Genomic DNA, 12,661 nt, shown 5'->3' with positions numbered 1-12,661 from the left:
AATTTGCGGGATTAAGAGAGGTTAACGGGCAGTCATTGATATTAATCAAGACTGCACCGGAAGTGGTTTCGGTATTACCGATAAAGAGTGACGTAAGGAAGTTGAAAGTTGGTGAACAAATTACCATCAATATTCAAGCTAAAATAAGTCGCTATAGAGGGCTAGAACGCTAAGTGTCATTTGGGCTACACTTTAAATTGTGCAACTAGTTCCCCCAGTTGTTTACCTGCCTTCCCTAATTCAGTGGCAACCAAACTGGAATCGTTGTTAGACTCCAATAACGATAATACGATATCTCTTATGACGACAAGATTTTCATTTACCTCAGCTGTGACAACACTCTGTTCTGTTACTGCTGTTGCGATTTGGTCCATCATTAAGTCAATTGTATCAACGCTTTTTCCTACAGAATCGAGGCCTATTGAAATATCTGATGCTGATTGTGATACGTCCTCGCATGACTTCTGGCTTTCGCTCATTGTAGTTACAGCTTGTTGAACAAACCGGTGTAACTCGTCTAACATTTTTTTTATTTCAATAGTACTGTCTTGCGTTCTACTGGCTAAGTTTCTGACTTCGTCAGCAACTACGGCAAAGCCTCTGCCTTGCTCTCCGGCCCTAGCTGCTTCAATAGCCGCATTTAATGCAAGTAAATTAGTTTGATCGGCTATGTCGCCGATAACCTGTAATACGGTGTTTATTTGGGTAGTTTGTTGTTGCAGTGAACTCATATTATCACTGCTTTTTTTTATGTTAGCATCAAGAGATGAAACTGCTTGGGAAGATAGCGTTACCAACTTAAGTGCTTCTTGAGAGTCTTGATTAGCGTTACTTGTAGCGCCAGCAACATCATTAACATTTCTCGCAACTTCTTGCGCAGTGGAATTAAGTTCTGTAATAGCCGTTACAACTAAGTCAGTTTCATTATTGTGATTTTTTAGTTGTTTTTGTAGTTCAGTTGTCTGAGTGTTGATTGATAACGCAGCATTAGTCACTTGACTCGTTGTTATCGAAATATCTGAAATAATATGGTGAAGCTTATCAATGAATTGATTGAATGCAATACCAAGCTGTGCAACTTCATCAGTCCCCTTCACATTAATTCGATAAGTTAAATCACCTTCGCCTTTAGCTATGTCCTCAAAACTATTTAGCATGGACTTTATTGGTGCTGAAATTTTTGCGGATACGAATATCATTAATCCTGAAACTATAATCGCGAGTATTGTACTTATTGACAGAATAGTCGCTATTTGTTGCATCATTCTGTCTTGAGCTTCTTTGCGATATACTTGAGTCGATTTTTCAATGTCATCGGTGTACAGTCCTGTGCCTAAAAACCATCCATTTGAATTTGATATCGGGGATGAATATGAGATTTTAGGCTGTGGTGTTGTACTTCCTTCTTTATCATATACATATTCGATAAACCCGCCGCCTCGGCGTGCTTGTTCTTGGAGTTCAATGGTTATTTTTACTCCGTTAGGGTCTGTCAACCCCATTCCAGAAGTTCCCTCTACATCAGGATTTAGGCTGTGTACAAGGTAGTTTCCTTTTTCATCGAAAATAAAAAAGTAGCCAGTTTCATTGGCTGCAAATCGTGCATTTGAAAGTGCATAATGTAATGCTTGTCTAGCTTCACCATCTGTTCCAAGCCGTGTCACAATATCTTCTATTACTGCTGTAGCGATTAAAGCTGCATCACGAATATTGTTTTTCCGCTCTTCCATTAATGTTGCTTGGTATGCTTTTGTCTCTAAATCTAGCGATGTGGTTTGTAAGCTGGCCACAACACTTAATACTGCACTAATTGCAAGTAACATGGGGATTAAAGCGACAAGTAAAAACTTTGTTCTTATAGATAAGTTATTCATTCTTGGTTGTAATTAAAATAATTTGCTTTGAAATATACCGAACCACAAAATTAATCAATAAAAAAGAATTAGAAATGATTGTTTTATCGGGTTAATGAGCGTTAAACAACAGAATTTTGGCTGCTATTAGCTATTACATTAGCCCCCACTAACTTTTAAGGTGCTAATAAATCTAGTTCCGTTTGAAATGTTTTGTGGGTGAGTGAGCGGGGAGGGAAGGTGAACTAACTGGCGGTTAAGAGGGAATTTGCGGGGTTAAGAGAGGTTAACGGGCAGTCATTGATATTAATCAAGACTGCACCGGAAGTGGTTTCGGTACTACCGATAAAGAGTGATGTAAGGCGCTTAAAAATAGGCGTTAAAATCACTATTAACAGCCAGGGGGAAATCAGTAGAACTCGTGGATTGGAACGATAAGGCGACTAGCCCTCATGGGAACGGTCTGGGCTATTTAGGGTTTGCTGGTGTTTCACCATTACGCCGCGCTTGGTGTTAATGATGAATGCGAAACCAGCCATTAATAAAAAATTAGTTTGGCTGAAAAGAATAAAGTCTACCAAAGCGTTAATTCGATTACCTTGGTTCTTAATATCTTGTTCAGTCAATAATGCCTGAGCGCTTTGCATTAAATCTCGCAGCTGGCCATCAATTTCGGGTGTTAACGCCGATTCGATGATTAATAAGGGGGATAGGGGCCAGCTCATGTAAGTTAATAGCAAACATGATGCTGGAATTAAGATAAGCGAGTATCCAGTGGCAAATGAGATTTTCCGATAATAAAAGCTTGCACTGAATATCGTTATGCTTGCAATCACAGCGAAAATAAATCCCCAGAGTGAAACGCCTTGGATTAATGCTACCGGTACAGATAAACTTGTCACCAAGGCCGCGGGCATGATGAATTGTCTTTTTGATACGTACATTTCTAACCTCCTCTAATTTTAAGGAATAGAGCGAAAATACAAACAACTGCAACGGCGACACTTAGAAAGGCACCAACCATATAGTTAAGCTTTGCGGCTTTCTGAATCTTTTCAGCCGCAGCGCTGGTTATTACTTGTTGATTAGCTATTTGTGATTCGAGATCAGCAAAGAACTTCTTTTTTGCGACCGCGATTTGATCGCGATTCTCTTCTAAACCAACACGTATTAAGAGCTCTGCTTTTTTGTCGATAGAGTCACTCCAATTGATAAGACTGTTGTCCATGGAGTGCTCTAATCGAGCTAGTATCGATTCTATGTGTTGGTTTAGTTGGTGTTGTTGTGCTTGGTTTTTATTGTCGAGTTGCTCTACTGCGTACTCAAATAGGGTATTGAGGATCAGTATTGGATCATCATCGCTAATAATGGTTCTATTACGCTCAGCAATGAGTGCAATGATCTGTTTGTGGTTATTAGTCATCTATCAGTCCCATAAGCAGTGAGAAGCTTCGATCTCTGTAAAAATTTTACGACGTAACATCGTTAACCGTTGACGGTTCATAATCGATAGTTGCGGATCTATCACTGCTTCTGCAAAGGTATGCTTAACTGCCAACATAGTGGTGAAGTCTCGCTGGAATGTGTCTTTTTGCATTTCAGGCAATGAAATTAATGCTGTTATCTTCTGTTTGTGTTCTAAGTAGATAGGCATTTGTTCAAATGAATTTGTCTCATTTGCGATAGCTCCCCAATAAGGATTTTTCCAAACTACGAAAGCACAGGTGTTTGGGTAGCTAGTGATCAATGTATCTAACCCGTGAAGCGTATCCATCATTGATTGACCACCAGTGACTACGGTATGGATCACGACTTCATGTTCTTGTTCGAGCAACATTTCAATGATTTCGTTATTAAGCAAGTAATTTGAGAGAGGCACAAAGCAACTGGCGCCGTTATCAATGACAAAATCTTGCTCAGGGTGTTGGTTGATTAACTCTATGAGTTGATCGAATTTTGACTGGTCTACATCGTTGTTCACCATGATATCAAGCTGATGGACATTAAGAGCCTCATAAGCTCCAAAGGATTGGTTAACAGGGTCTGTATCGATGCACATTGGGATATTGTCGTGCTCGATGCAGTACTGTGCGATTAAACTGGCCACGAGTGATTTACCTACGCCGCCTTTGCCTTGTAATACGAAATGAATTTTTGACATAATATGTCCTTGTTTAATTTGATTAAGTTACGTTTTCAAAACAAAGGCAGCCGAAAGCGCCGCCTTTGCGGTGATAAACGTTAATAGGGTTGAGTGTGTTGTGGGCTAGCGGGTAAAGCCGTGGCTCTTTTGCTGGGTTTTAGCCTGTACAGGCGCTTCTTGCTGTTGCTCCTTGATTTTGTGTAAAGCCGCGCTTAACTGGCGCTTCACCCCTTCAATACCAAACTTACTTTTGAGTTTTAAATCGTTGAAGTCAGTGAAGCGTTTCATGCCATTAATGGCGCTACGTTCCTCGTCTGTCACTTCGTTGTTTCGCCATTTTTCAGGCGTCATTGGTGGTATGTGGCTTGGGTAATTTTGCTCCCCAGGGGCAAAGATGGGAAACACCGTTTTGCCACCGGTTAACTCAGCCGCTTGCGCTGCTTTGTTACGGCCTACGTTACCTTTAAATTCAGTTAGGCTTAGGTGCGCGTCATCATCACCGCAGATAAGCAGCGTTTTATCAGGGAATTTGTCGTGTAGCTCCTTAGCCACTTCAATCACGTTCCCCGCATCAAATGCCGATATGACAGGGTGTTTACTCGCTTCTGCGATGGTATCAGCGGTCGCGAGCCCTTCTGCAATAATCAGCGTTGAGACTCTGGCGATATCTTCCAATTCACCGCCAACGATGTGGAATGTACCGGTCTTTTGCCCGCCACGGGGAAACATCTTGGTGCCGTTGGCCTGAATGGTTTGCGCGGTTCTGATATTCCCTTTTTCATCCATTGCCGGTACTAACAGTTCACCCGTGGTAAAGATGAGTTTGTCTGGGTTGGCTTCGCGTAGCGCTTTACTGGCCTTCCAGTTTTCACCGATAAGGATATCGGGGTCATTAGGTAAACTGTTTGGCGGTGGAACACACAAGAGCTTGGCCGTGGTTAATTGTTTATCGGTAATGTACTTCTCATTACCGGTTGCTTGAGTGCAGACCGCAACCAGTCGAGTGATTGCGTTAGCGACTTTAGATTGCTCTTTGGTTTTGGCTTCTTGTAGTTCTTGCTGCTTTTGGGCCGCAATGGCTTGGTACTTGGCTTTTTCTGCTGGGCTCAGGTTATAGCCTTTGGCTTTCCACTTGGTTTCTTCACCGGTTTTGTTGTTAATGGCATAACCCCAAGGGTGACCATCGAGTGAACCTACATACATACCGGCGCCTGAATTATGAGACACACCAACTTTATCGGTATCAACACGGCAGCGGTGCTTTTTACCGTCCATGATAGGGTGCTCACCTGACACGTCAAACCCCAGGAAGGCCAGTTTGTCGGCAAACTCTTCACGCGCATCTAATGGTTGCGTGGTTTCAACCTGTTGGTTTTCAGGTAACCATTGACGGCACTTATCAAGCAAGGTGTCATCTTTGCTGGTATTGATATACCAGGCACTTTGTTGTTTATCCCACTTTGCACCGGCGGCTTTCGCTTCGTTGCGTTCTTCATAGGGGACGGCTAGATAGTGCTTGGTTGTCGTGGGTGTGGTGACTGGCCATTGATTGAAAGGGGTTAAGTCAGTGCCTTTAGGGACGCACCAGTGACTGGTTTGTTTATCCCATTTGGCGCCGAGTGCTTTTACTTGGTCCTTTTCTTTGTAAGGCACGTCAAGGTAGATTTTCTCAACGTCATCCCTTTGTGGCGCCTGCGTTACTTGATGTGGGGCTTGCTGGTGAATTTCTTCAATCTGCTTAAGATTTTGATAGGGCGTTAAGGCAACAAGTAGTGTATCTCTTTGTTGTTCGGCATTGAGGGTGAAGTCTTTATCCTCAATGGTTTCACCTTCTAACCCTGTGTGTACCTGCCCGTCTGGTTTTAATCGTGATTGGATGGGGGCGGGCATTCCATCGGGCGAGTGATAATTAATGATGTACGGTGATACTAAATCATCCTTGTTTGAGGTTAACACCGCCATAAAGCCTAACTCTTTGGCTGTGTCTTGTACGGTTGACCAGGATAACTGCGCGTCATCATCGAGTTCAAGCTCTGCTGTCATGGTGTGCTCCTGTTGTAGCTCAAAGCCGAGTAGCATGGTTAATATCTTTTCTGCATCGGCCGCGGCTCTGAATATTTCAAGTGGGTCATTTTTAAGGGCGGTTACCCAGCTCTTAACGTAGGCGGTATGTTGGCTAGGGTCATGACCAATGCCTAACTCCTCACCCAATATCATTGATGAAATTTCAGCGCGTAGTTCTTCTTTAGCGTAGGCTTCACTGCCAAAGGGATTGGCTAAATCGCGATTAAGGCGTGAAGGGTGACCGGTCCAGTGGCCAAGTTCATGTAGCGCCGTTGCATAGTATTTACCGGCTTCATCAAATTGCTCTTTTTCGGGGAGGTGAATACTGTCTTTAGCTACAGAATAAAATGCGCGGTCTGCTTGGTCGTGGTTAATCTTGGCACCAGAAGCAACGAGTAACTTTTCGGCTCGCTCAATGTTTTGCCATTGTTGTTCTTCATTGGGCGGCTCAACCACTAACGCCGGTAAGCCTTGGATTTGCTCTGCATTGAACACGGAGGCATAAAAGACTTTAGGGCGCTCAAGTTTCACTTTGATTTTAACTGGCTTACCTTGCGCATCTTTCACAACCTTACCGTTCTCATCAGTCTTGTTCTTTTCATCATTAAATTTCCAGAACTGTACCAAGGTGCCTTTTTCGCCTTTCTGCACTTGTGCATCAACGGTAGCGGCTTGTTTATAGGTCATCCAGCGTGGGTCGCTGTACCCCTGAGCCATGAGGTTTAAGGTGTTAATGCCTTTGTAGCGTCGATTGTTGTTAGGGTTATAGGGAAGATGAGGTTGTTGCTTATCGGTCCAAGGCTGTTGCCAGGGCGCAGTCCCTTGCTCTAAGCGTTCAACCAAATTAGCGGCAACAGTTTCATGGAAAGGGCGTTTAGTTGTGCTCATCGATTAGCTCCTCAGTGTCTAGCACATCATTTTCAGATAGCGCATCTTCAACAAAGGCGCCCGCAAGTTCGGCTTCATCGGGTGAATAGCTAGCCCCAAACCCTGGTGTGGTTTCGGCGTCTTGTGATTTTTGAGTTAGAAGTTCGTTGGTGGATATAGGTGAATGTAAATCAAGTTGAGCATTTTCTTGTTCTGCTTCAGGTTTATTTGTTGTTTGCACGATTATTTTCCTTTGTTTATTTAGTGGAAGAGTGTCTAATCCGTTCGTTCATTTTTGGCTAAGGTTATTTGTGTGATTCGGGAACTAGGTGGTGTAATTGCAACGTTGTTTATTACTGGACTCTGTGCGGTGCTTTTGATTGTTGATGTTCCACAGTATGTCTTCGAACCGGTGTTAAAGCGCTTATGCTTTACAGTTGGATTACTCACCGCTTTGCTATGCATAGGGTTACTTTTTGGAGATAAATGGGTTGTGTACTTAATGCCATTGCTTGGAGTGTTTTTTTTAGCCACTCTAGCCCCATTATTTACGTACTGGGGAAGTGACGATAAAAATCCAATCGCTTTTTACGGGCATTCAGTTTTTCAAGTGACAGCTGGCATGTTTATCTTAATCGTCGAGTACTGCTGGTTATGGCATCGATACATCAAGGTTAAACGGTAATATTTAAATTGGTGATCATTTTTTTCGCTATCTGTTTTAAGTGTGGTGGAGGTAGACCATTGCCTTTGGATTGTAATTGTTCGTATGTCAGTACGTTTGTTTTGATACACACATTCGCACCTAGCGTAAGTCTATGAACCAACGATCCATCGTCTGCAAACTCTTTTAATGAAAAGACTCTGTAGTTGCCAGTTAAGCAGTAGTGGTAATAAGAGTAGACACAGTGGTTTTGCTCAAAACCTTCGGTATGCAGTTCTCGTGCGGTATTAAGCTCTGATATTGTCACCGTGTTTTTCTTCACGTTAATGGTCATATCCTGAGTTAATTGCTTATCCCAACATATTTCTTCTATATCCTGAGCTTCCGCATCGTGCCGGTTGCGATCCCAGTTGTCTGTTAATTGCTGAAATGACACCCATGTTTGGTTTTTATGCAGCAAGGGGGTAGCATGTTGATACCAATCTAAAACGTGCCTACAGTGGTTTATCACCCTTTCCCATTGCTCAGCATGTTTCATCGGTCTGACATTTTTTATCATGTCATGATGATATATAGCCCATTGGGTTAAGATAGTTTGTAGTGATTCAAGAGGTAGTGATGAGCTAGAGAGTCGGAATAGATAATTTGAAAACAATATGAGTAACTTGCACTTAATCGTTGTTGGGTAACTCATGAGTTCCGGTGAACGAATAAACCCTGTGAAGTACTTTAATGATTTTTTAATGGTTTCCTCACCGATAGCCTTGGATTGGTAATACAGTCCCTCAACATCGTAATTATAGTAACCTTCAATACTGTTATTAAAATCTCTAATGCTATAACAGAATGTTTTTACGAAGGTGACCGATTGTTCTCTTAATATGCGTAAATCGTTCTTTAATAGCGGTATGTTAGTCGTAGATAACAGCGAGATTAATTGCTTGTTGCTAAATAATTGTTCGTTTGAATAGTACTTGTCGTCAATTAAATAGAGTAATGGGAGTAATGATTTATTGTTATCCCAGTATTCTATGGATATATCGTGCTTAGCGAAGTCATTAATGAATTTGAAATGAAAATCCGTCAACTCTGATCCACAATGGCGCAGGTAATACATGTTGTAACAAAGTCTATATGTTGCTCTGTTATCAATAAATTGCCAAATGGACCTTATTAGTGAGCGTGCAGCAAGTTTCAGGTTGTCTTCACTCACTCTATAGCGAAGTTTATTTGATAATAATGAATAGGTTTTACCTCTGCCGGTCTTCCTATTTATCGCTAAGTTTACATCTTTATGTTTAAATCCCTTTAAACTAGGGCTTTTATTTAAGTCTTTTAGTATGGCATCCAAGCCATAATTCCTAATCTCGTCGAAATACACTGAGTTTATATTAAATGTAAAGAGCGGTAACACCCATTCTTTCTTAGTTCTTATCCATTTAGATTGAAACTCGCCGTTTTCATAAGTCACTTTTAGCTGGTGATATTGAAGCTTGCCGGTTTTTATCGTTTTAGTCATTCGCCACATGCCGCAAATAGCTAATACGCGTTCACGCTCAGTCGTTTTGTCTTTAATGAGATAACCAACATCTTGCGACAATAGGTACTCATATAGTCGGTTAAAAGGTTCGTATTCAGGGGGAGCTTCCACAGCTATAGAAATGCTGGTTAACGGGTCAGACGGCAATATGGCTATGGGCATTTCTAATTGTTGTTCTAGTGCCCCCTCTATTATCGGAAGTGCTACTGTTGGTGAGGTAATTAGTGGTTGCAGTGATTTAGGCATAAACGCAGTTAACGCCTTCATTAATCCTTGGATCATTTGGTAGGTCCGCTGGCGAATATATCAATGTAGGGAATGGTTAATGCCTTGGATAACGGCACTAACCAAGGTGAACGCTAATTACTTGGCGTTGAGGCCGTGAAATCGATATCAATGACTCGGCACTTAAGCTTAAAGCCAGTGGTTTGGTCTGCTTTAGTGAAGGTATCAATGGCCACGTCATCAGCAGTAAGTAAAATCTGGCGACCTTTGACACATTTTTCAGCCAGCTTTTCGCCGCGTTCGCCCCAGAGCTCCGCTTCAATCCATTGTGTTTTTCTGTTTTCACCATAGCCAACACTGTAGGCACAGGAAATGACGGTGACGGCTTTACCGCCTGGTGTGTAGCGAGTGATGGCGTCTTGGCCGATATTGCATAATTTTACAAACATAGAAGTTCCTTACGCTGTCGCGTCTTGAGGTTGAGTGGTTGTTTTAGCGGATTGGTAATTAGGGCGACCTTTGAAGTCTAGGTAAGTTTGGGTGCATGTGGGATTGTTGCTGCATCCCCACCAGTACGCGCCACGCTTCTTGGTGCTTGGGCGCCGAATGAGTCCCGAGCCACAGGCGTTACACTTATGAACGTCTGAAATCACTAAGGCGGGTTTTGCGCCGGCGATTTTGACACTGCCATTATTGGCTTTTTGCACCTGAGCGGTGACAAAGGCGACTTGTTTATTCACAAAGTCATCAAGTGTCATGGTGCCCAGTTCCACATTCTTAAGCATTCGTTCGAACAAGGCGGTCAGTACGGGGCTTTTCACCATGGTATCGAGCGCATCGATGAGCGAGCGGCCAATGGTGGTGCTGCTTATCTGGCTAATTTCCTTGTCTTTGCCTGCTTTTTTGGTGGTGATAACAAGATATTCACGACGTTTAAGCTCAGAAATGATGGATGCTCTGGTGGCTTCCGTACCTAAACCGTCCTCCTCTTTGAGCATTTTTTTGCTATCAGCTTCTTCAACAAACTTATGAATGTTCTTCATCGCCTGAATGAGCGTACCTTCGGTAAATCGACTTGGTGGTTTGGTTTTGGCATCGCGGCGCGTCACGCTATGACAAGTAAGCGTGTCGCCTTTACTGAGTTTGGGTAATGGCTGCTCTTTGTCTTCCTTTTCGTCATCGACTTGGTAAACGTCTTTCCAGCCATTAAGGGTGACCACTTTTCCTTTGGTGCTAAACAACTCGCCACCAATATCAAAATCGATACTGGTACTGGCATATTCATGACCAGGATAAAACTGTGCGATATACGCTCTAACCACTAAGTTGTAAATATTGCGCTCAGGCTCAGTGAGTGCGGCCTTATCAGCAGTGTGCATGGTAGGAATGATGCCATGGTGGGCTGTAACCTTTTTATCGTTCCAGGTCTTTGATTTGATGCTGGTGTCAGCCTTATCGATAAGGCTAGCCAGTTCAGGGTTAACTTGCTTTACAGCCTCAAGGGTTGCGGCGGCATCATTAAACTGGCTTTCAGGAAGATAAGCACAGTCTGAACGCGGGTAGGTCGTGAGCTTATGCTTCTCATACAATGACTGGCAGGTTTTCAGAATGTCCTCAGCGCTGTAGCCAAACTTGTTTGAGGCAATCAAGGTGATATCAGAAAGTGCAAAGGTCAGCGGTTGTGATTGTGTTTTGTTGGTTGACGTTGAGGCCAAGACCGTTGCATCGGCGCCGGTTAACTGATTAACCAGCGTATCAGCAATCCCTGTATTGGTTAATCGTCCTTCTTCATCGAGTCCTGGTTGTTCTTCGCCGGCTTTCCAATTCACATCGATGTTGCCTTGCTCATGTGCCAAGCTGGCTTTAAGTGTGTGATAAGGAATAGGTTTAAACGTTTCTATTTGCCGGTCACGACCTACAACTAAGGCCAATACCGGCGATTGCACTCGCCCAACCGTCAGTAGGGCATGACTACCGCCACGTTCAGCGCGTAAGGTCATAGCACGGCTTAAGTTCATGCCGATTAACCAATCTGCACGTTGCCGCCCAATGGCTGCTTGGCCAAAGTGAAGATAATCTGCATTGTTCTTCAAATCCGCTAAAGCACGTTTAACTGATACTGGGTCAATCGCGTTGGCCCAGTAACGTAAAACAGGTGATTGGTTACCAAAGAAATCCAGCACCTCATCGATGAGCAGTTGCCCTTCACGGTCTGGGTCACCAGCATTGACGATGGTGTTGGCTTGTTTGATGAACTTACCGATTTGGTTAAGTTGAAATTCTGCATCCGGCTTAGGTTTAAGTACCCAGTTGTCATTGGCAGGGATAATCGGTAGTTCATCCACTCGCCATATCTTCTTGCCGTTACGACAAGGTACATCGGCGGGGGTATAGTCATCGGGCTCCGCCAATTCAAGCATGTGGCCAAAGCACCAAGTGACTACATCGTCACCACAAATGATGTGCGAACGATGGGTTTCAGTTACACCAAGTTCAGCCGCAATGGCTTTGGCAACGCCGGGTTTTTCTGCGATAAATAAGCGCATAATGAGTCCCTTTTATAAAGTTGTTTGGTTTGTGTGAAATAGTTATCAGCGGATGCAGATCGTTCTAGTGAATGTCGTTCTGGTAATCCATTAAGAGATCACGCTAAGTCAGTCCGCCAAAGCAGAAGGATATTTATATTGTTCTTTGTTTTTGCGGTTGGAGCTGTTGCAATATGGGGTTACGATTTATATATGCGCGGTGAGGAGCTGGAGTAGCGAATAAGCTAATTGATTAATGCCGTTATAGTAGGTTTGAGTTTTTCTATTCTGTTTTTCTCAAAAGCCCAGTCTTCCGCCGAAGTATTGGGCCTGAGTGCGCTCCATGGATGATAGAGGCTGAGATTTGATAAAATGTGCACTTTCATCAATTCAAAATCCTCTGAGAGGTACTCTTTTCTATCATTTACGACAAAAGTCCTTAAGTCATCATTGCTTACCCCTAATAAATAATGTTCAGACTCTACAAAGGATAGCAACATCGATTGGCTTTCAATTAGGGGGGCGTCGGGGATAATAATAGCCTGATTTTTAAAAAGTAATTCATATAGGTATACGATTTCATTTTCGCCCATCTCGTACCCACACTCGTTATTAAAACTATTTCGTAAGAAAAATATATACGCTAAGTTAATTCTAAGTTGTTTAAATGGCTCATTGTTCAAACAGAGCCCGAAAAATTGATGCGGTTGAATAGGTCTTTCTTTTATTAATCTAATAATATTAGTCTGTTGTGGTATAGATTGTTGACATGTGATCATC

13 protein-coding genes are annotated in these 12,661 nt (G+C 42.8%); 3 read left to right on the top strand and 10 right to left on the bottom strand.

Going from position 1 to position 12,661, the window contains the following annotated elements:
• Positions 1-173 (top strand): hypothetical protein (locus L2748_RS24660; RefSeq protein WP_420833310.1); only part of this gene is annotated, 173 nt, incomplete at its 5' end.
• Positions 174-185: 12 nt separating this feature from the next.
• Here L2748_RS24660 and L2748_RS21820 read toward each other — a convergent pair.
• Positions 186-1,874 carry a methyl-accepting chemotaxis protein gene (locus L2748_RS21820; protein WP_220783523.1) on the bottom strand — a complete coding sequence of 563 codons (1,689 nt, stop codon included), beginning with the start codon at positions 1,872-1,874 and terminating at the stop codon, positions 186-188.
• A 228-nt stretch (positions 1,875-2,102) separates the two neighbouring features.
• On the opposite strand from L2748_RS21820, the gene L2748_RS24655 reads away from it, so the two are divergent.
• Positions 2,103-2,291 (top strand): hypothetical protein, encoded by a 189-nt coding sequence (locus L2748_RS24655; RefSeq protein WP_373317245.1) that lies wholly within the window; start codon positions 2,103-2,105, stop codon positions 2,289-2,291.
• Between the two features lie 5 nt (positions 2,292-2,296).
• On the opposite strand, the gene L2748_RS21815 is transcribed toward L2748_RS24655, so the two are convergent.
• The 5 genes from L2748_RS21815 to L2748_RS21795 all read right to left on the bottom strand — a co-directional run bounded on the left by L2748_RS21815 (position 2,297) and on the right by L2748_RS21795 (position 7,168).
• On the bottom strand, positions 2,297-2,797 hold the full coding sequence (locus tag L2748_RS21815; protein WP_248957748.1) for a hypothetical protein: 501 nt from the start codon (positions 2,795-2,797) through the stop codon (positions 2,297-2,299).
• Positions 2,798-2,799: 2 nt separating this feature from the next.
• Positions 2,800-3,276 carry a hypothetical protein gene (locus L2748_RS21810; RefSeq protein ID WP_248957747.1) on the bottom strand — a complete coding sequence of 159 codons (477 nt, stop codon included), beginning with the start codon at positions 3,274-3,276 and terminating at the stop codon, positions 2,800-2,802.
• Between the two features lie 3 nt (positions 3,277-3,279).
• Complete coding sequence (locus L2748_RS21805) at positions 3,280-4,014, bottom strand: P-loop NTPase family protein (RefSeq protein WP_220783218.1); 735 nt, start codon at positions 4,012-4,014, stop codon at positions 3,280-3,282.
• Positions 4,015-4,119: 105 nt separating this feature from the next.
• Positions 4,120-6,948, bottom strand: a complete 2,829-nt coding sequence (locus L2748_RS21800) for a zincin-like metallopeptidase domain-containing protein (protein WP_220783219.1) — start codon at positions 6,946-6,948, stop codon at positions 4,120-4,122.
• A complete protein-coding gene (locus L2748_RS21795; RefSeq protein ID WP_220783220.1) occupies positions 6,935-7,168 on the bottom strand; it encodes a hypothetical protein in 234 nt (77 codons plus the stop codon). The genes L2748_RS21800 and L2748_RS21795 overlap by 14 nt, the downstream gene beginning before the upstream one ends.
• A gap of 72 nt (positions 7,169-7,240) precedes the next feature.
• Between L2748_RS21795 and L2748_RS21790 the strand changes: the two genes are divergently transcribed.
• On the top strand, positions 7,241-7,612 hold the full coding sequence (locus L2748_RS21790; RefSeq protein ID WP_220783221.1) for a hypothetical protein: 372 nt from the start codon (positions 7,241-7,243) through the stop codon (positions 7,610-7,612).
• Here L2748_RS21790 and L2748_RS21785 read toward each other — a convergent pair.
• The 4 genes from L2748_RS21785 to L2748_RS21770 all read right to left on the bottom strand — a co-directional run.
• Positions 7,602-9,413: a PcfJ domain-containing protein gene (locus tag L2748_RS21785; RefSeq protein WP_220783222.1), complete on the bottom strand. Its 1,812-nt coding sequence runs from the start codon at positions 9,411-9,413 to the stop codon at positions 7,602-7,604. The genes L2748_RS21790 and L2748_RS21785 overlap by 11 nt on opposite strands.
• 77 nt (positions 9,414-9,490) lie before the next feature.
• On the bottom strand, positions 9,491-9,805 hold the full coding sequence (locus tag L2748_RS21780; RefSeq protein ID WP_220783223.1) for a single-stranded DNA-binding protein: 315 nt from the start codon (positions 9,803-9,805) through the stop codon (positions 9,491-9,493).
• Positions 9,806-9,814: 9 nt separating this feature from the next.
• Complete coding sequence (locus L2748_RS21775) at positions 9,815-11,902, bottom strand: DNA topoisomerase 3 (RefSeq protein ID WP_220783224.1); 2,088 nt, start codon at positions 11,900-11,902, stop codon at positions 9,815-9,817.
• A 224-nt stretch (positions 11,903-12,126) separates the two neighbouring features.
• A partial coding sequence (locus L2748_RS21770) for a hypothetical protein (protein WP_248957746.1) occupies positions 12,127-12,661 on the bottom strand: 535 nt, incomplete at its 5' end.

Origin of the sequence: Shewanella sairae (assembly GCF_023283535.1) — a bacterium.
GTDB classification, from domain to species: Bacteria; Pseudomonadota; Gammaproteobacteria; order Enterobacterales; family Shewanellaceae; genus Shewanella; species Shewanella sairae.
This window is presented reverse-complemented; position numbering and strand designations above follow the sequence as displayed.